The sequence below is a fragment of the uncultured Arthrobacter sp. genome (genome assembly GCF_947495145.1).
Taxonomy (GTDB): Bacteria; Actinomycetota; Actinomycetes; order Actinomycetales; family Micrococcaceae; genus Arthrobacter_D.
In genome coordinates, this window is sequence record NZ_CANLXP010000027.1 from 1 (window position 1) to 17,103 (window position 17,103).

Below are 17,103 nucleotides of genomic sequence, written 5' to 3' on the forward strand. Positions count from 1 at the left end.
GGAACACTCAAGGGCAGCAAGGCCCCACACCCCGCCATGCCCGCACACCGCACAACCCGCCGAAACCGCAACCGGGCAACCCGCCACACCCAGCCGGTGGATTCAGGCTTAGCGCTGCTGTCTCCAGGTTCAGTGTCCGGTGATAGCGCAACACCAGTGCCGCCCACATTCGACGGGTTCGCGGTGAAAGATGCTCTTCCGGTGTGCTGACGGGGTACCACTGTGCCTGTCGATCGAGTAGTTGGGCGGTTGCGTCTGCGGCAGCCGTCTGTCGCGACCAGGAAACATTCACCGCGTCCTCCTCAGCCATGTGGCTTGCGGGGACAAAGCCGTCGAAGGCAAGGTGGGTGGATGCAGCCGACAGGGCGTCAAGCCTTGCCTGCGCAGTTGTCAGGCCGGTGCCTGCGAACATCCGCTTCGACGTACCCGTCCCCACCGTTCCAGCCTCCGCCATTCCCATCGGCAGCTGCTCGAGCGATCCAGGCGTCGGTCCTTCAAATCGCGAAAACAACCCGGCCCAGAGTGGTTCCAAGGCGCCCAGTATCAGTTCCTCCTCCGCACCTACCGGATCGGTGGGCACGGGGTGCCATTTCTCACCGCTGGACGTGTCCAGAGCAGTGAGGGTAGTAACCGGGTGCGGTTCCGAAACGAGGTCGGGCGAGGTGACCATGAACTGCGGCCGGTCTGCAAGCACCCGAACGGGGTCAAGCGGAGGCTTCGCGGCTGTTTCGGCAGCGTCAACCTCCCGGGCTACAGCCTTCAGCGTTGCGAGCACCAACTGAGCGGAAACGAGATTATGAGCATAGGACTTCTCCACCGGCTCTGTTCCCGTCCGATCCGACCCCGCCTTGGACAACATCCACCGATGCACAGCATCGACGTCCTGGGGAAACGGCTGGGCGTTGGTGGGCCCCGCTGCGTGCCAGCCACCTGCTGATACAGCCAGAACGGTCAGAACGCTTTCGTCTGGATCAGGTCGGGTACCGCCCGCCACTGTGCTGGAGCGGTGTACGAAGACGGTATCGACGCCGTCACCCGTCCCACGGGTTTCACTGGCAGTGACAATGGGAAAGCCTGTTTCAATGAAGGCGTCCCGTATACATTCATTGAGGACTGTACTGGTGCCGGTAATACTGATTGCGGTTCGAGGCATTCGGGCAGCGGCGGCGCGTGGTCGCCTCGTGAGCTGCTCAAAGTGCTCCACCAGGCCAGGGTCGACCGCCGGCAACCCGTCTGTATCTTCCACTTCCCGGAGCAGGTCATGATCATCCAGTTGCGCCATGATGGAGCGGATCAATGGCCACCCCTGAGGAGGAAACAGTGTGACGAGCTCCTCCTTGTCGCAGCCGGCCATCAGTCGTGGCTCCATGACTGCCCAAACAGCCTCCGCCGTACTTCCATTGATGACAACCGCGGCGCCTCCGGAACTGATTGCCACTCCCCTGGTGGGCATTACCCGCGAGCGGGCGGTGGACCGGAGTCGGACCGCGGTGGTGTCTACTTGCTGAAACTCAAGCATTCGAACCCACCCAAGGCAGTGTCGGTCGCACGTCAGGCGATGCACGCTGCTGGCGCTCAATGGACCGCGCGACTGTGGTCTCCCAGGTTTCGCCGACCACCAGTTGCGCCGCCGTGGAGAAGAAGTACGCGAGTGAATACCGCTGCAAGGGAGTGATTCCCATGACCGGCAGGAGCTCGAAGAAGTTGTTGATGAGGAAGCGGTAGGCAGCGAAGTCAGTGCCATTGCCCAGCTTGGTGAAATCAAGTTTGCGGAAGGCCCGGTGAAAGTCACTGTAGTTGCGGTCATCCGATCCGCTCCACTGCACCGCGGTCGCGTCGCCGAACTTCCGTGCCTGCGTAAGGCGGTCCGGGTGCGGATAGGGCAGGATGTCACCGGTAGCGGCGAGCTCCATCGCCCTCGGGAGCGAGCCTCGTACCCAGCTAAGCCACCCGTCCAGCACCGGATCGCCGGAGAGCTCTCCGGGTTGCAGGTCGGACGCCATCTGAAGAACGCTCGACAGATCCGACTCCTGCTCGCGGAAGCTTCCCTCCAGAACGCGTTGCAATTGACCATCCGCGTCAGCCCAATAGAAGTACTCCTTCCAGTGGGAGAGAAACGCCTGATACCCCGAGACGAGCCCCCACTGCGGATAGGAAACAGCTAGCGCAGCCATCCCGCGGAACGCGCTACTGAAGGCGTGCCCTCCGTCCAGAATCGAGTGATCCGCAGTCAAGACATTGCGCAGTCCGTCGCCGATGATCCTGCCCTTCAGCTCGATCGCGGAACGACTGCGCAGGAATGTATCGACCGGTTCCTCATGAATGATGCGAAGGGAGTTGTCTGGTTCCAGAGGCAGATAAGGCGGCTCGGTGAGTTCCAGTCGTCCAAGTTCTTTGGATAGGACTTCGTACTGGGCAGGGTCGATAGCGCGGCGGGAAGGGTGGCAGTCGAGGAACAGGCTGATGCTTCCCGCCAGGCGTGGTACTAGCTTCGCCAGCACTCCTGCTTCGCCGTGGATATAGAGCGTACTGTGAGGTCCCAACCGCCAATGCGACTGAATCCAGGCGGCGTTCACGCCGTCCATCGCCTGTGCCTGAAAAACCAGCGGCAAAAGGCAGGTGGCCAGCAACTCCTGCTTGGCGTCGTCGTAGTAGGTCACTTGGAGGCCCACAAAGGCCTTGATTGATTCAGGCACGACTTTCTCCCTGTGTTGTGGATATCTCGAAGAACAGCTCGGCGGCATGTCGCCCGGTTCCGGTACTGACGCCCTCGGTGGACGGGTGGGGATGAAACTCTTCGGCCAGCAGCGTGGGTCCAAGCTGGCGGGTGCGCTTCGCTGCGCCCGCCACATGAAGGCGGCTGAGGAAGTCAAGGTGCTGCGGGCGGGGGCTCATCGCGCGCTCCACCGGTGTGATCTGACGTCCGAACAAAGGCCGCACGAACACCTCATCGGGTATGCCCGCGGCCCGTCGTCGTACATTAACCTCGCGGAAAGCTTCAGCCGGCAGGGAATCCGGGTCGGGGATCAGGAGATTCCGTTCAACAGCGAACCGCCGGCGGAACAGCAGAAGATCGCGATGAGTGATTCTCGGAGACGCTATGACTTTCCCCGTGCCCGCGTGTAACCGTTGGTGCAGATCCAGCGTCAATTCGCTGAAGGAAAAATACGGGGCACCCGAAATCATGGCGAGTAGCATCTCGTCGCTGGGAAGAGCATGCGGCACCAGGAAGCCTGTATACAGGACGTCAATAGGATCGCCGGTCCGCTTCTGGTGAAGCTTGAGGCCCGCAGCACTATGGACCAACTCAAGGTCCTCGATACGGAGGGAAGCCGCAGCAGAGCTCTGCTCATCGGTGAGGTGCAGCTCCTCCTGCGCCAGTAGCGGGCTGAGATTGGCGTTGAACCCCAGTGTCGAGCGCATCTGAACTGTGCGCTCCCCCGGGGGAGCAACCGACTGAAAAGCGCCGCTCAGGACCTCGCTTACCAGCTCGGGTTGGTCTTTGAGGAACCTGCTGAAATAACGGCCGCGGCCACCATAAATGTGGTTTACGACCAGCTGGGTGCCGTCTGTCTGGCCGAACACCGACATGGAACGGCGGTAGGACCATTCACGCTCAGGGATGAGTGAAGCAATGCGGTATAGCACCGCTGTGTCGATGGCCACGTCGGAGTTTCCGCTGCTCGCCAATTCGATGAGGTGGTCAGCTGCGATGCGTCGGGCGGCGAGCAGGTCGGCAATCCCTGCAGACTCGGCCGGTGATTCTCCTGCGAGCAGCGCCTGGGTCAGGGGGAAAGCTTCGTATGCCTTTGCCGCAAATCCGCGCAGATCCGAGCACCGACCACCAACGCCGTATTCTCCGACGAACACGGTTTCCAATGCGGCGGCAAGGACTCGCTGATCGTCCTGTGCGACCAGAAGGGGCAGGAGGGTCTCCATATCGGCCGCCCAGCCCGTAATCATCTCGCCGGCCGCATTGGCGCCGGTGGCGACATAGCTGTCCTCGACGAGCGGATTCTCGAGGTGGTCGACCTCGAGGGAATCTGCCCACATTCGCTGCACCTTCTCAACGGTTACCACTCGTTCAGCGCCAGAGCCAGCGCTAAATCCAACCAGTGCCTGCTCAGTAGCGTCGAGGGCGTCGGTGAGCCGCGCAGCAGCTGCACCGGAAAATCGGCTGACATACTTTCTCCATTGAAGGAGGTAATCTTCCGCCTGCTCGTTCACAGGGAAGTAGGGAACGAGGAGTCCTCTTGCTGCAAGGGTGGCGGTCAGCTTCTCTGCTTGTTCAGCATCCCAGCCGAACTGTTGGCGAATGTTGTCCCTGAGTAGGTCCAAAGGAGTTGGTTCGCACAGGATCGTTTGGAGCCCTGCCCACACCCCTCTCCAGGCACCATCCAGGGCCAGGCTTACGTCGTCTTCAATGAAGGTGTCAGCTTTCATCCCGGCAGCCGGCAGGCGCCAGAGCCGCCGTCGGACAGTCAGGACTCCGTCCCGCTCACGAATGCCGTCTGCTATCTTCCACTGCACTTTGAGCGCATCGACGGGGTCCGAGACCAACTGGCGTGCGGCCTGACGGACAAAGAGTCGCCGCAGCTCGATCCTGCTTGTCCAGCTGACCCCTTCCGGGTGAACCAGGGCGTCGTCGACATCAAGCTGGTGGAAACGTGTGCCGGTGTAGAGAGAGAAGGGGCTGACTTTGGTGCAGGATCGGGAAAAGTACTGCACGAGGGAAGGCTCGGATTTGCGCAATCTCTTGGTGAGCTGACCCTGGGCCTCAGCACGCGAGCGCACGGCCCGGAAGAGCGACGAATTGGTCATCGCGACGCTTCTTTGAACGTCCGGGTCGGCGGTCCAGTCAGTCAACACGGCCCGTTCTCCGTCTAGTGCTGCGGAGTAGGAGGCATCGAGCTGTGCCTGAAGCTCCGCGGTGTGCCGCCAGCTGCCGAACCATTCCTGCAGGCCATCAATCCTGGGCACGTCCGAATGTTCCCTCAGCACAAGACGCGAGTTCCTGTTGTTGAATACATCCCGCTTGACCGGAATCAGGAAGGAGGATCGGTGTGCGCCGCTGAGTTCACACTGACGGGCGAGCCTCTCCACCAGGGGCTGGCGAAGAATATTGCGAAGGGCCTGCTCCCTGATCAGCTGCTCGATGAGTTCCCTGTCAGCTGCCGAATGCTCGCTGGACCGCAACTGGGAGTGAGGATAGAGGTTGACCCGCGAAACCCAATAAGGGCTGGTTGTGAGGCGCACTTTCTCCGCCAGGATTGCGTTATTCACCAGTCTCGTCCTTCGCCGATTTGCGCTGGGTGAACCCACGGGGTTCTTTCTCGGAAGCCCACTTGAAGAGCTTCAAGGAGAAGAAGGCTCCTACAGCGCCCCAAGCGAGCAACAGCAGCATCGCCTCGATGTCCCAGGACGGTCCGCTGTGGGACAGCGCTCGCGTGAACAACGCCATCAGCGGTTTACCGGGTAGCAGGGCCAGAATGCCGTCAGCGGTTTCTCCCAGTGAGAGGGCGAAGAAGGCTCCCGAGAGGAACGCCATGGGAAAGAAGATTCCATTGACAATGGGAACCGCTGAGTCGGCATTTGGCGGGACGAGCGAAAGCGCAGTCCCCAGTGGCGCGATGCAGATGAAGCCGATCATCGTCGCACCAAGGAGCATCGGGAGCCGGTCCACAATGAGGTCCACTCCGAGGCCAAGGGTGCCGATCAGGGTAAGCGTCACGAAAACCACAGCCAGTGTGACCAGGGCGTTGACGAGGAAAGCTCCCGTCACTGCGCTTGGAGACACGGGCGTAGTCCTGAACCGTTTGAAGAGTCCGTGGTGCCTCCGGATTGCCAGACCGATGGCAACGTTCGCGAACGCGACCGAGAGCAGTGCGAAGGTCAAGACTCCCGCGTAGCTGTAGTTGCCCTGGGTTATCTGATTCGATTCCAGGCTAAGAACGACCGCGGATTGGTCGCGGTAGGCAAATCCGAAGCCCACGTAAAACATGACGGGCAGCAGAACGATGAAGGCAAGGGAGATGATCGATCGCCAAAAGTCCTTGAACTCCATTTCCACATGCAGGAGGAATGATCGGACGAAAGTGCCCTGGTTGTGGACGGCTGCAGCGGTTGTAGCACTCATCATTTGCCTCCTGTGGTGGCTGCTGGTTCGAGCAGGTTCGCGTAGGCGTCATCCAGGCTCGGCGGGATGACTGTCAAACCTTGTATGGGCTGGTCAGTTTCACTGGACCAGCGCTGGAGAGCAGCCATCAGCTGGTCCTGATCGTGCGTTTCGTAGTGCACAAAGCCGCCGCTAACCTGGCCTCCCGTGGGAAGCGAAGCCTGCTCGATTCCGCTCAACAGAAAGCGGACCTGAGTCGTCGAATGTGAACCGGCGATGATGTTTTCAGGTGACCCGGACGCGATGAACTGCCCAGCGGCGAGGACATGAATGGTATCTGCCAGGTCCTGCACTTCGTCCAGGTCGTGAGAGGTGAGGATCACAGTGGTCCCGCTTGAATTCACTTCCCGAATGAGCTCCCTGATGTTGCGGCGTGAGAGCGGATCCAGACCCGTAGTCGGCTCGTCAAGGAAGAGGATTTCCGGATGGCCGACCAACGCGAGCGCAATATCCAGACGCCTCCGCATGCCCCCTGAAAGCGTCCGGACCAGACCGTTCTGCTTGTCCTCCAGCCCCACCTTCCGCAGGACTTCCCCCAGGTCCATGGGGTGTGCGTAATACGACGCCTGCCGTCGAAGCAGGTCACGGGACGAGATGCCCGGTTCGAGCATGGTCTGCTGGAGCACCACGCCCATTCTCCGCCGTAGCAAACGGAAGTCACGACGGTCGGCGGGATCCAGGCCGAGCACGCTGAGGTGCCCGCCGGTGCGCATGCGGTGGCCCTCCAGTATCTCAACGAGCGACGTTTTGCCGGCCCCGTTGGGACCAAGCAACGCAACGACCGCTCCAGCCTCAACGGAAAGGTCGATACCTTGGAGAACAGGGGTTGCCGAGTAAGCCTTTACTAGGCCTACGGCGTTGATTGCTTTCACTTGATGTTCCTCATTTCCTTGAACCTTGTGGTGCCTGCCGGGCGCCCTGGATGTCATGCCACCGACGACGCCCGGCAGGTACACCGGATGTGGGACTAGCCGCAGGACCCGGACGAGCAGCACGAACTGCTGCCGCAACAGGAGGTTGAGCTGCATGAACTGGAGCCGCTGGTTGCGCCGGTTTCAGGCACAGCTACCGCCTCCCGAACCGACATGACTTCGAGTCCCTCGAAATCCATGTCGGGCAGTGCAATGACAGGTGCTGTGGTGGTGCTGTCGATAGTGCTCATTACTCCCCTTTATGTGTTCGGTACCGGCGGTGACTACCCCAGTAACCGTTGTGTTGACAAGATGAGACTAGCGGTTGACAAGTAATTGTCAATTATTGTTGAAGAAGTGACACAAAGACACAAAAAACCGGGCTGGAGTTACCAGCCCGGCTTGTTTTTGTGCGCACCCGCCGAACCGGCGAGCATCGTCTATCGAAGTACTCCCCCGCCTCCCAGTGGCCAATCCCCGATTCCACCCAACGGCCAGTCACCTATTCCACCGAGCGGCCAGTCGCCGATGTGCTGTGGGATACCGCCCGGGACATGGGTTGATTCGATGCTTGTCGGGTGCGGGTGCGTCGCACTTCCAGCCTCGGAGTGATGCAGTGATGCAACCAAGAGCAATACTTCGAACATGTAGTTTCCCCCAAGAAGTGACGTGTAGTAGAATTTTGTCTAGTAGCTGATCGCTGGTTGACACGCTTAGTCAAACGGGGGCCGCTTCGGTTGTCAATGGGTACCGTCGGACTGGTTCCGGCCGGCCAGAAGGAGTCATAGTGACTTTCGGAGAAAAACTTCGGGAAGCGCGGGTAGCCAAAGGGCTGACCCAGAACGAGCTAGGCGGGGGCAAGTACTCAACCAGCTATGTGTCGCTACTGGAGCGAGCCCAGCGGCAGCCCACCCTGGCCATGACGCGGCATTTCGCCGACATACTGGGAATCGAGCCGGACACCGTCGCGCAATGGATCGGTTCTCCAGAACCGGATAGCGGCGGACTGTCGGCAGCTGTCCTCCATGCAACCAGTGCCGCAAATCTCAAGGACCATGCACTTGCTGCGTCCGAAGCTGAATATGCAGCCAGCCTGGCAAAAGAGCAGATGAACACGGCTGTCTGGTGGAACATGACTGCCGTGCAGGCTGAAGCGTATTTGGCGCTTGGAAGGTTTGATGAGGCCGTCGCCACCCTGGAAGAACTGCTGGAACATCCCACTACCCTCGCTCAGCCGGAACTGCATGCCACCGCCCTGGTGAGGTTGTCCGCCATCAAGCGAGCCACAGGCGACTTGGAGGACGCAATCGCCTTGGCACGCGCCGCAACCGGAGTCTCCAGGAGCCTCCCGGAACATTCGGCTACGCGCCTCGAATGCGGCTACGTGCTTGTTGCGGCACTGGCGGTTCGGGGCAATCTCGATGAAGCGTGGCAGCACGCATCTGATTTGGCGCTCGTCGACCAGTTCCCCGAGGTGCCTTCGCTGTCCATAGGACGTGCAGCGTGGGTCGTGGGCAACGTAGCCTTCCGACGGGGAGATGTTGAAACCGGCCTCAAACAACACCGGCTCGCAGCAGAGCACATCACACCGCAGGCAGACATCGGCATGTGGGCGCAGTTCAATCGAGCGAGTGCCTCCCGGCGACTGGCGGCGGGTATATCCGATGAGGACGTCGAGCAATGTATTGAGAACGCTGTACTCGGACTTCGCATTGCGGGCACCGCTGAAGAACATCTGGAACTTGCCCTGACCAGAGCACACCTACACAGCTCGCGCGGGGAATTTGAAGCAGCGAAACCACTACTTTTCGAAGTTCAGGAAAAAGCGGCAGGACTCGAATTCGAAGCCGCCGGGCTGCTGGAACTCCTGCTCGGCCGATACTACGCAAATGTTGAGGATCTCGAGGCGGCCAGGACTCACTACATGAAGGCCGCGAAATTGTATTCGGACGCCAGCGCATCCGATGTTGCTTCTCACGTTTTGGGCGAGCTGATGGACATCGCTTCCTGAAATAAGTGCCACCGTTATCAAACCCTATGAAAGGTCAACCCATGGAGTACATGCCCTGGTTCGCTTGGATCGCTATTGCCGGAATCATTGCGTTTGCCATTACACAAGTGGCGGTACAGATGGGCGGGAGACGGTCGGCGTCCAACAACGATCAACTGGTACGCACGATGCAGGCAACCCAGGAAACCAATCGCGCGCTGCTTGCCAGAGTCGAGCAGATCGATGGCCGACTGGCAAACCTGGAAACGCTCGGTTCCACAGACGCCGCCCTGCAGGATCGAGCCACATCGCAGGAAAACAAAAGCTAGTTCATCGAACGTTGGGCCCGCTTGCGCAGCTCGGTCCGCTGCAGGTCTGTAAAGGACCGCCATTGCGCAGCAGTGAGCTGCAAATACGGAAGTAGCCGCTGGTCCGCCTCGGAGATCACGGTAACCGCGCGGGCCACGGGCGCCACGTGATCACTGCTCCGACGTCGCGGTGCAGCAAAGGACGCAACGAGCACCATCAAGGCCGCAGCCGCCATGATTGCCAGCGCTCCGATGATTTCTACGCTCATGGATCCTCCTGCGGACGGTGCCTCGACGGAGTCACCGGGAGGGCATGACTTCATCGTTTCCTCCGCGCCTTGGGGAAACATTGGTTGAAGCCTGGGTGCCGGTGCAGGACGATGGGACCACCATGGAAAACGTCAGCCCCAGGTACGTGAACTTTGCGAGCGTCCTTGACCCGCAGACGCGGGCACAGAACCTCAAGACGGCGTCCATGCCGTTAATTTATCCGCATCTCGCGAGCATGCCGGATGCTCATCTGGGGAAGGGAGCCGCCGTCGGTTCGGTCATCCCGACCCTCGGCGCAATCATTCCCGCGGCAGTCGGTGTGGACATCGGCTGCGGCATGATCGCCGTGCGCACGCAGTTCAGCGTCGGCGATTTGGAAAGGCTGGACCGAAAGATACTTCGCCAGTCGATCGAGCGGGCCATCCCGCTCTCGGCAGGGCACAACAACAAGCGCATCGTTGATTCAGCTGAACCACGCGTCGAGCGGCTGGCACGGGAAGCTGACAGCGCTGGGTTCGATCCGGCGTCGTACTCCAAGCAGTGGGCGCTGCAGTTGGGCTCGCTCGGATCCGGCAACCACTTCATCGAGGTGAGCCTCGACGAGAATGACGACGTATGGCTCTTCCTCCACAGCGGATCGCGCGGTGTCGGAAACAAGATCGCCCAGCGGCACATCCGGGTGGCCCTCGAGCAGTGCCGGAAGCGCAACATCACCCTGCCGGACAATGACCTGGCCTACCTCACCGAAGGCGACGACGAGTTCGAGGAGTACATCCGCCAGCTCCGGTGGGCGCAGGACTTCGCGCTGCTGAACCGCGAGGAAATGATGGACCGCGTCATACATTGCGTTACGCAATGGGCCGGGAGGGCGGTTCAGGAGCGGGAGCGCATCAACTGCCACCACAACTACACGGCTCAGGAAACCCACTATGGCAAGCAGGTGTGGCTGAGCCGGAAGGGAGCGATCGACGCCTCTGAGGGGCGGCCGGGGCTTATTCCCGGCTCAATGGGGACCGCTTCCTATGTGGTCGAAGGACTGGGCTTCGCGCCGTCGCTGAATTCGGCTCCGCACGGCGCCGGCCGTGAGTACAGCCGGTCTGCGGCGCGGCGCACCTTCACGCGCGACCAGCTGAGGCAGGCAATGCGCGGCATCGAGTACCGCGACACTGACGCCTTCATCGATGAGATTCCGGCCGCCTACAAGGACATTGACGTGGTGATGGAGGATGCCCGCGACCTCGTACGCGTCCGGCACACCCTGCGCCAGATCGTGAACGTCAAGGGCGACTGAGCGCAGCTCAGTTTCGGGGCAGTCCCTGGAAGTCGTTGAAACTGTAGACGTGCAGCCCCGCGAATGCGCCGGATCCCTCAATAGAACGCACCAATCGAGAAGGATCGTACGACGACGACGCCAGTGCCATGCGCAGCAGCGAACCGCTGCGCCGGGCGAATTTGAGCGACGGACCGACCCCGATGCGTCCGGCGAGTGAGACCAGGCGGGTGCGCCGGACCCTTCCGGGGACCCCTGCCCATATCGGGACGGTCACGCCGTCGGTCCTGAGGCGGGTGATGTAGTCGCTGAGGACTTCGCCGGAGAAGCACATCTGGGTGACCGCCCACGCGCCGAGTTCCTGCTTCTTGAGCATCAGTTGGGTCAGTTCGGGCTCCGGAATTGTCGGGTGGCCTTCCGGGTAGGCAGCGAAGCCGGTCTGGAACCCGCCCAGGTCGGCGATCTCCTCCATGAGCGCGACGCTCCAGGCGTAGGGTCCGACGGGCTCCTGCGCGTCGCCGGCGATCACGAAGATGTCCCGCACTCCGGCGTCCGCGAGGCGAGCCGCGTACTCCGCGAGCTGCTGCTTCGATTCGATCGACCGCGCTGCAAGGTGCGGCACGGCCCGGTAGCCAGCAGCGGCAAGCTCAACCGCAAGGTCCACCGTCTTTGCCGGGCCGTGGTGCGGAAGGCAGGTGACGGCGACCGTTGCCGGTGGTGAGAGATGGCGTTGCAGCTGAGAGAGAACGTCAGCGCCCGGGATAACCTCAACCGTGAGCTGGGGGCCCATTCAGCATTCCACGACGTTCAGGGCCAGCCCGCCACGGGCGGTTTCCTTGTACTTGTCCATCATGTCGGCACCGGTTTCACGCATCGTCTTGATCGCAGCGTCGAGCGAGACGAAGTGCTGCCCATCCCCGCGGACCGCCATCCGCGCTGCCGTAATCGCCTTCATGGCTCCCACGGCATTGCGCTCGATGCAGGGTATCTGCACCAGTCCGCCGACCGGATCGCAGGTGAGACCGAGGTTGTGCTCAATGCCGATTTCAGCCGCGTTCTCAACCTGCTCCGGCGTGCCCCCCAAAACCTCCGCCAGTCCTGCGGCGGCCATTGCACATGCTGAACCAACTTCCCCCTGACAGCCGACCTCGGCACCGGAAATGGAGGCGTTCTTCTTGAAGAGGGCACCGACAGCAGTGGCGGCAAGCAGGAAACGGACGACACCGTCGTCGTCGGCTCCGGGAACGAAGTCCGTGTAGTACTTCAGGACGGCCGGGATGATGCCGGCGGCGCCGTTGGTGGGAGCGGTGACCACGCGGCCGCCGGCGGCGTTCTCCTCGTTCACTGCAAGCGCGAACAGGGTGACCCATTCCATGGTGCTGAGGTGATCGTTGGGATCCGCTTCCTTGCGGAGCAGTTCCAGCTGCCGAGCAGCACGACGCCGGACGTGCAGACCGCCAGGAAGGATCCCGCTGTTGGTTGACCCACGGCGGACGGTGTCCTGCATGACGTCCCAGATTTCGAGCAGCCCGTTGCGGACTTCCTCCTCGGACCTGGCTGCCAGCTCATTGGCCAGCACGATCCCCGAAAAGGACTTTCCCGTCGCTGCTGCAATGCCGAGCAACTGCTCGCCCGATTCAAACGGGTAGGGAATGGCAACGGTTTGCTCCGCGGACAGGTCGGTGCCGATCTGGTCCTCGTCCAGAACGAACCCGCCGCCCACCGAGTAGTATTCACGGGCTAGCAAAAGAATGTCCTCAGCGTTATATACCGAGAAACGCATACCATTGGTGTGGTAGTCCAGCCGCTGCTTGCGGTGCAGAACAAGGTCTTTCTCCGGATCAAAAGCTACGTCGTGTGAGCCGGCCAGACGAAGGATCTTCGTCTCCGAGATTTCCTCCACACGAGGTTCAGCGCGTTCCGGATCGGTGAGATGCGGCTGCTCGCCCTCGAGCCCCAGGATCACGGCCTTTACGGTTCCGTGCCCGTGACCGGTGACGCCCAGCGAACCGAACAATTCAGCGTCAACGTGGTGGACCTGATCAAGCAGCCCCTGCTCCACCACCATCCGGGTGAAGAGATAGGCCGCCGTCATGGGCCCGCCCGTGTGGGAACTGGACGGCCCGATCCCGATCTTGAAGAGGTCGAAGGCGCTGATGGTCATGAGCGGCCCGGACGCTTGTAGAACGGCAGCCCGACGACGGTGAAACCTTCCGGTCGGCCGCGCAGGTCAACCTGCAGCTCCGTACCCGGTTCGCTCAGCGCTGTGTCAACGTAAGCGAGGGCAACCGGGAACCCGAGGGTGGGGCTCGGGAGGCCGGACGTGACGGTACCGACAGTCTGACCGTCCGAGACGACGTCGTACCCTGCACGGGCGGACCGCCGTCCGTTGCCCTGCAAGCCAACCAGCTTTCGCGCCGGCGTCTCGCTCTTGAGCGGCTCCAGCACGGAGCGGCCCACAAAGTTCTCGGTCTTCTTCAGGCTGACGACACCGCCCAGCCCTGCTTCGAACGGATTCGTCTCGAGTCCGAGCTCATGACCGTACAGCGGCATTCCGGCTTCGAGGCGTAGCGAGTCCCGCGAGGCCAGACCGCAGGGCGCCAGACCATGGTCGGTTCCTGCCTCGGTCACGGCTTTCCACAGTTGAACGGCCTGCGCGTTCTCAATGAAAAGTTCAAAGCCATCCTCGCCGGTGTAACCGGTGCGGGCAAGAAGCACCGGCTGCCCTGCCAGCTCCACGCGAACGGCGGCGTAGTACTTGAGCGAGGTGATGGCGTCCTGGTCTGCGGCCGGCGCCATAGCGAGCAGGATTGCCTCCGCGTTAGGTCCCTGCACCGCAATGAGCGCAGTGTCTTCCGACTGGTCCTCCACAGTGACGTCGAAGTCGGCGGAACGCTGCTGCAGTTCGGCCGCCACCGTATCGGAGTTCGAGGCGTTGGGAACCACGAGGAACTGATCCTCGGCGAGACGGTAGGTGATGAGATCATCGATCACTCCACCGTTCTCGTTGCAGATGAGGGAGTATTTCGCCTTCCCCACCGCCATGATTGCCATGTTCCCCACGAGGGCGTAGTTGAGGAACTCCGCTGCCTGCGGCCCGCTCACCATGACCTCGCCCATGTGCGAAAGGTCGAAGATGCCGGCAGCCCGGCGGACGGTGTGGTGTTCCTCCAATTCGCTGCGGTACTTCAGGGGCATCTGCCAACCGCCGAAGTCGGTAAAGGCCGCGCCGAGTTCCTGATGCTGCGCATACAGCGCTGTCTGCTTTGTCATGGCCGTTCCTTAGTCTTCGAAGTCAGCTGCGTTGTCCTCGAAAGCTTCGAGGGGTGGGCAAGAGCACACAAGGTTCCGATCACCGTGCGCGCCGTCGATGCGGCGGACCGGCGGGAAGTACTTGTCGTGGCGCAGCTTGCGCAGCGGGAACGCCGCCAGTTCGCGGGAGTAAGCCTGCGACCAGTTGTCGCTGATGAGCGCCTGCGCGGTGTGGGGCGCCTGGCGAAGCGGGCTTTCCTCCAGCTGCCATTCACCCGTTCCCACCCGGTCGATCTCGTTCCTGATGGCGATCATCGCGTCAACGAAGCGGTCCAGCTCGCCGAGGTCCTCGGACTCCGTGGGTTCAACCATAAGCGTGCCGGCAACCGGGAAACTCAGGGTCGGAGCGTGGAAGCCGTAGTCGATGAGGCGCTTGGCCACGTCCTCGGCCGTGACACCGGTCTTCGCCGTCAGAGCGCGAAGGTCCAGGATGCACTCGTGCGCAACGAGGCCGTTCTCGCCGGAGTAGAGCACCGGGAAGTGCTCGTTCAGGCGGGCGGCAACGTAATTGGCCGCAAGGAGGGCTGACTTGGTGGCGGCCGTGAGGCCCTCGCTGCCCATCAGCGCGACGTAAGCCCAGGAGATGGGCAGAACGCCTGCCGAACCAAAGCGTGACGCCGAGATGGGAACGCCGGACGTCTTGCTGTCTTCTGCCCCTGATGCGATGTTCGCGTCGCCGGGCAGGAACGGGGCAAGGTGCTCCGCCACCGCTACCGGGCCGACGCCGGGACCGCCGCCGCCGTGCGGAATGCAGAAGGTCTTGTGCAGGTTCAGGTGGGAAACGTCTCCCCCGAACTCACCCGGCTTGGCGAGGCCGACCAGCGCATTGAGGTTTGCGCCGTCGATGTAGACCTGACCGCCCGCACCATGCACCTGGTCGCAGACCCAGCGAACGTCTTCCTCGAAAACGCCGTGCGTGGACGGGTAGGTGATCATGATGGCGGACAGGGAGTCCTTGTTCGCCTCGATCTTGGCTTGAAGGTCGTCATGGTCGATGTTGCCGTTCCCGGCGGTCTTCACAACCACGACCTTCATGCCGGCGAGCACCGCCGAGGCGGCGTTGGTCCCGTGGGCGGACGACGGGATCAGGCACACGTTTCGCGCCTCATCGCCGCGGGAGAGGTGATAGTTGCGGATGGCCAGCAGACCGGCGAGTTCGCCCTGGGAACCGGCATTCGGCTGGATCGACACCCTGGCGTAGCCGGTGATCTCGGCAAGGCGATCCTCCAGGTCACCAATCAGTTGGCGCCAGCCCTCGGTCTGGTGCTCCGGCGCAAACGGGTGGATGGTCGCGAACTCGGGCCAGGAAATCGGCTCCATCTCAACCGTGGCGTTGAGCTTCATGGTGCAGGAACCCAGCGGAATCATGGTCCGGTCCAGGGCCAGGTCGCGGTCCGAGAGCCCGCGCAGGTAGCGCATCATCTGGGTTTCAGAACGGTGCAGCGAGAACACGGGATGGGTCATGTACGACGACGTACGCTGCAGTTCCGCAGGAATTCTCATCCCCGGCCCGGCCTCTGCTTCGACTGGCAGGTCGACGCCGAAGGCCTCGGCAACCGCCTGAAGGTGGGCGTCTGTTGTGGTCTCATCACAGGAAATGCCGACATGGTCGGCGTCCACCATCCGCAGGTTGATGCCCCGCTCCTCGGCCTTGCTGACAATGCCGTCAGCCTTGCCCTCAACCTTCACCAGAAGCGTGTCGAAGAACGAGTCATGAACAATTCCGGGAAGAGCCTCGGCGAGCTTGGCTGCCTTGGCGTGGACGCGTTCGGCGATCGCCTTCAACCCGTCAGGGCCGTGATAGACGCCGTACATGCTGGCCACGATCGCGAGCAGCGCCTGGGCGGTACAGATGTTGGACGTCGCCTTCTCGCGACGGATGTGCTGCTCGCGGGTCTGCAGTGCCAGGCGGTAGGCGGGTGCGCCGTCGGCGTCCTTGGACACACCGACAAGGCGACCGGGAAGCATGCGCTCGAGGCCCTTGCGGACAGCCATGTACGCGGCGTGCGGTCCGCCGAAGAACAGCGGTACACCGAAACGCTGCGCGGAGCCGACGGCGATGTCCGCGCCCTGCTCGCCCGGAGGAGTGATCAGGGTCAGCGCGAGAAGGTCCGCTGCGACCGTCACCAGGGCGCCGCCGTCGTGGGCTTTCGCGATGATGTCGGTGGAGTTTCGCAGCGCGCCTGAGGTTCCGGGCTGCTGGAGGACGACGCCGTTGATGTCACCGTCGGGCAGTCCATTGGAAAGATCAGCAATTTCAATCTCGAAACCAAGCGCTTCGGCACGGCCCTGCACGACGGCGATGGTTTGGGGCAGGCAGTCGGCGTCCAGCACCGTACGGCCCTTGTTCTTGCCGGAGCGGCGCATGAGGAGGACAGCTTCGGCCACGGCGGACGCTTCATCGAGCAGGGAAGCGTTGGCGATGGGCAGCGCGGTGAGGTCCTGCACCATGGTCTGGAAGTTCAGGAGCGCTTCGAGGCGGCCCTGCGAGATCTCGGGCTGGTACGGCGTGTAGGCGGTGTACCAGGCAGGAGATTCAAGGACGTTGCGGCGGATCACGGGAGGGGTGACGGTGTCGTAGTAACCCTGACCGATCATCTGGACGGCGGTCTTGTTCTTCGCCGCGATGCTGCGCAGTTCCGCCAGGACCTCCGACTCGCTCAACGCAGACGGCAGGTCGAGGCCCTCGTTGATGCGGATGCTCGCCGGTACCGCAACGTCAACGAGCTTATCCAGGCTGGGATAGCCGAGGACCTTGAGCATCTGCTCGGCGTCGTCGGAGCGCGGACCGATGTGGCGGTCCGAGAAAGTTGATTCCGTCTGGTGTGTCATAGGAACTCCGTAGATCAGTGTCCGCTCGGGATGCG

At 62.1% G+C, this 17,103-nt stretch carries 14 protein-coding genes; 3 read left to right on the plus strand and 11 right to left on the minus strand.

The features are described from left to right. Positions 1-7: 7 nt before the first annotated feature. The 6 genes from Q0877_RS15405 to Q0877_RS17145 are packed head-to-tail and all read right to left on the minus strand — an operon-like array spanning position 8 to position 7,337. Positions 8-1,519, minus strand: a complete 1,512-nt coding sequence (locus tag Q0877_RS15405) for a hypothetical protein (RefSeq protein ID WP_299169422.1) — start codon at positions 1,517-1,519, stop codon at positions 8-10. Next, positions 1,512-2,696, minus strand: a complete 1,185-nt coding sequence (locus tag Q0877_RS15410) for a lantibiotic dehydratase C-terminal domain-containing protein (protein ID WP_299169424.1) — start codon at positions 2,694-2,696, stop codon at positions 1,512-1,514. Before Q0877_RS15410 ends, Q0877_RS15405 begins: the two co-directional genes overlap by 8 nt. After that, complete coding sequence (locus Q0877_RS15415; protein WP_299169426.1) at positions 2,689-5,283, minus strand: lantibiotic dehydratase; 2,595 nt, start codon at positions 5,281-5,283, stop codon at positions 2,689-2,691. Before Q0877_RS15415 ends, Q0877_RS15410 begins: the two co-directional genes overlap by 8 nt. Beyond that, positions 5,276-6,136, minus strand: coding sequence for an ABC transporter permease (locus Q0877_RS15420; RefSeq protein WP_299169428.1), 861 nt, complete (start codon positions 6,134-6,136; stop codon positions 5,276-5,278). The genes Q0877_RS15415 and Q0877_RS15420 overlap by 8 nt, the downstream gene beginning before the upstream one ends. Beyond that, on the minus strand, positions 6,136-7,203 hold the full coding sequence (locus Q0877_RS15425; protein WP_299169430.1) for an ABC transporter ATP-binding protein: 1,068 nt from the start codon (positions 7,201-7,203) through the stop codon (positions 6,136-6,138). The genes Q0877_RS15420 and Q0877_RS15425 overlap by 1 nt, the downstream gene beginning before the upstream one ends. Then, positions 7,143-7,337 carry a thiazolylpeptide-type bacteriocin gene (locus Q0877_RS17145; RefSeq protein WP_367182186.1) on the minus strand — a complete coding sequence of 65 codons (195 nt, stop codon included), beginning with the start codon at positions 7,335-7,337 and terminating at the stop codon, positions 7,143-7,145. The genes Q0877_RS15425 and Q0877_RS17145 overlap by 61 nt, the downstream gene beginning before the upstream one ends. A 536-nt stretch (positions 7,338-7,873) precedes the next feature. On the opposite strand from Q0877_RS17145, the gene Q0877_RS15430 reads away from it, so the two are divergent. Next, on the plus strand, positions 7,874-9,097 hold the full coding sequence (locus tag Q0877_RS15430) for a helix-turn-helix domain-containing protein (protein ID WP_299169432.1): 1,224 nt from the start codon (positions 7,874-7,876) through the stop codon (positions 9,095-9,097). A 41-nt stretch (positions 9,098-9,138) separates the two neighbouring features. Continuing rightward, complete coding sequence (locus Q0877_RS15435) at positions 9,139-9,405, plus strand: hypothetical protein (RefSeq protein WP_299169433.1); 267 nt, start codon at positions 9,139-9,141, stop codon at positions 9,403-9,405. On the opposite strand, the gene Q0877_RS15440 is transcribed toward Q0877_RS15435, so the two are convergent. Then, on the minus strand, positions 9,402-9,653 hold the full coding sequence (locus tag Q0877_RS15440) for a hypothetical protein (RefSeq protein WP_299169435.1): 252 nt from the start codon (positions 9,651-9,653) through the stop codon (positions 9,402-9,404). The genes Q0877_RS15435 and Q0877_RS15440 overlap by 4 nt on opposite strands. Before the next feature lie 122 nt (positions 9,654-9,775). Between Q0877_RS15440 and Q0877_RS15445 the strand changes: the two genes are divergently transcribed. Then, positions 9,776-10,945 carry an RtcB family protein gene (locus tag Q0877_RS15445; protein WP_299169480.1) on the plus strand — a complete coding sequence of 390 codons (1,170 nt, stop codon included), beginning with the start codon at positions 9,776-9,778 and terminating at the stop codon, positions 10,943-10,945. Between the two features lie 7 nt (positions 10,946-10,952). Here the strand turns inward: Q0877_RS15445 and Q0877_RS15450 are convergent, their stop codons facing one another. The 4 genes from Q0877_RS15450 to gcvP are packed head-to-tail and all read right to left on the minus strand — an operon-like array spanning position 10,953 to position 17,068. After that, a complete protein-coding gene (locus tag Q0877_RS15450) occupies positions 10,953-11,714 on the minus strand; it encodes a methylenetetrahydrofolate reductase (RefSeq protein ID WP_299169438.1) in 762 nt (253 codons plus the stop codon). Beyond that, entirely contained in the window at positions 11,715-13,088 is a 1,374-nt protein-coding gene (locus tag Q0877_RS15455) for an L-serine ammonia-lyase (protein WP_299169439.1), read from the minus strand. It lies immediately after the preceding gene. Further along, the gene (gene gcvT / locus Q0877_RS15460) at positions 13,085-14,197 is read right to left on the minus strand and encodes a glycine cleavage system aminomethyltransferase GcvT (RefSeq protein WP_299169441.1); all 1,113 of its coding nucleotides are present in this window, start codon (positions 14,195-14,197) and stop codon (positions 13,085-13,087) included. Before gcvT ends, Q0877_RS15455 begins: the two co-directional genes overlap by 4 nt. Positions 14,198-14,206: 9 nt before the next feature. Then, positions 14,207-17,068 carry an aminomethyl-transferring glycine dehydrogenase gene (gcvP, locus tag Q0877_RS15465; protein WP_299169442.1) on the minus strand — a complete coding sequence of 954 codons (2,862 nt, stop codon included), beginning with the start codon at positions 17,066-17,068 and terminating at the stop codon, positions 14,207-14,209. Between the last annotated feature and the right edge of the window lie 35 nt (positions 17,069-17,103).

Bases quoted from the DNA above. Each gene is read 5' to 3' on its own strand.
- Q0877_RS15405 (WP_299169422.1), bottom strand. From the start codon at position 1,519: ATGCTTGAGTTTCAGCAAGTAGACACCACCGCGGTCCGACTCCGGTCC.
- Q0877_RS15420 (WP_299169428.1), bottom strand. From the start codon at position 6,136: ATGAGTGCTACAACCGCTGCAGCCGTCCACAACCAGGGCACTTTCGTC.
- Q0877_RS15425 (WP_299169430.1), bottom strand. From the start codon at position 7,203: ATGCAGCTCAACCTCCTGTTGCGGCAGCAGTTCGTGCTGCTCGTCCGG.
- Q0877_RS17145 (WP_367182186.1), bottom strand. From the start codon at position 7,337: ATGAGCACTATCGACAGCACCACCACAGCACCTGTCATTGCACTGCCC.
- Q0877_RS15435 (WP_299169433.1), top strand. From the start codon at position 9,139: ATGGAGTACATGCCCTGGTTCGCTTGGATCGCTATTGCCGGAATCATT.
- Q0877_RS15440 (WP_299169435.1), bottom strand. From the start codon at position 9,653: ATGAGCGTAGAAATCATCGGAGCGCTGGCAATCATGGCGGCTGCGGCC.
- Q0877_RS15445 (WP_299169480.1), top strand. From the start codon at position 9,776: ATGGAAAACGTCAGCCCCAGGTACGTGAACTTTGCGAGCGTCCTTGAC.
- Q0877_RS15450 (WP_299169438.1), bottom strand. From the start codon at position 11,714: ATGGGCCCCCAGCTCACGGTTGAGGTTATCCCGGGCGCTGACGTTCTC.
- Q0877_RS15455 (WP_299169439.1), bottom strand. From the start codon at position 13,088: ATGACCATCAGCGCCTTCGACCTCTTCAAGATCGGGATCGGGCCGTCC.
- gcvT (WP_299169441.1), bottom strand. From the start codon at position 14,197: ATGACAAAGCAGACAGCGCTGTATGCGCAGCATCAGGAACTCGGCGCG.
- gcvP (WP_299169442.1), bottom strand. From the start codon at position 17,068: ATGACACACCAGACGGAATCAACTTTCTCGGACCGCCACATCGGTCCG.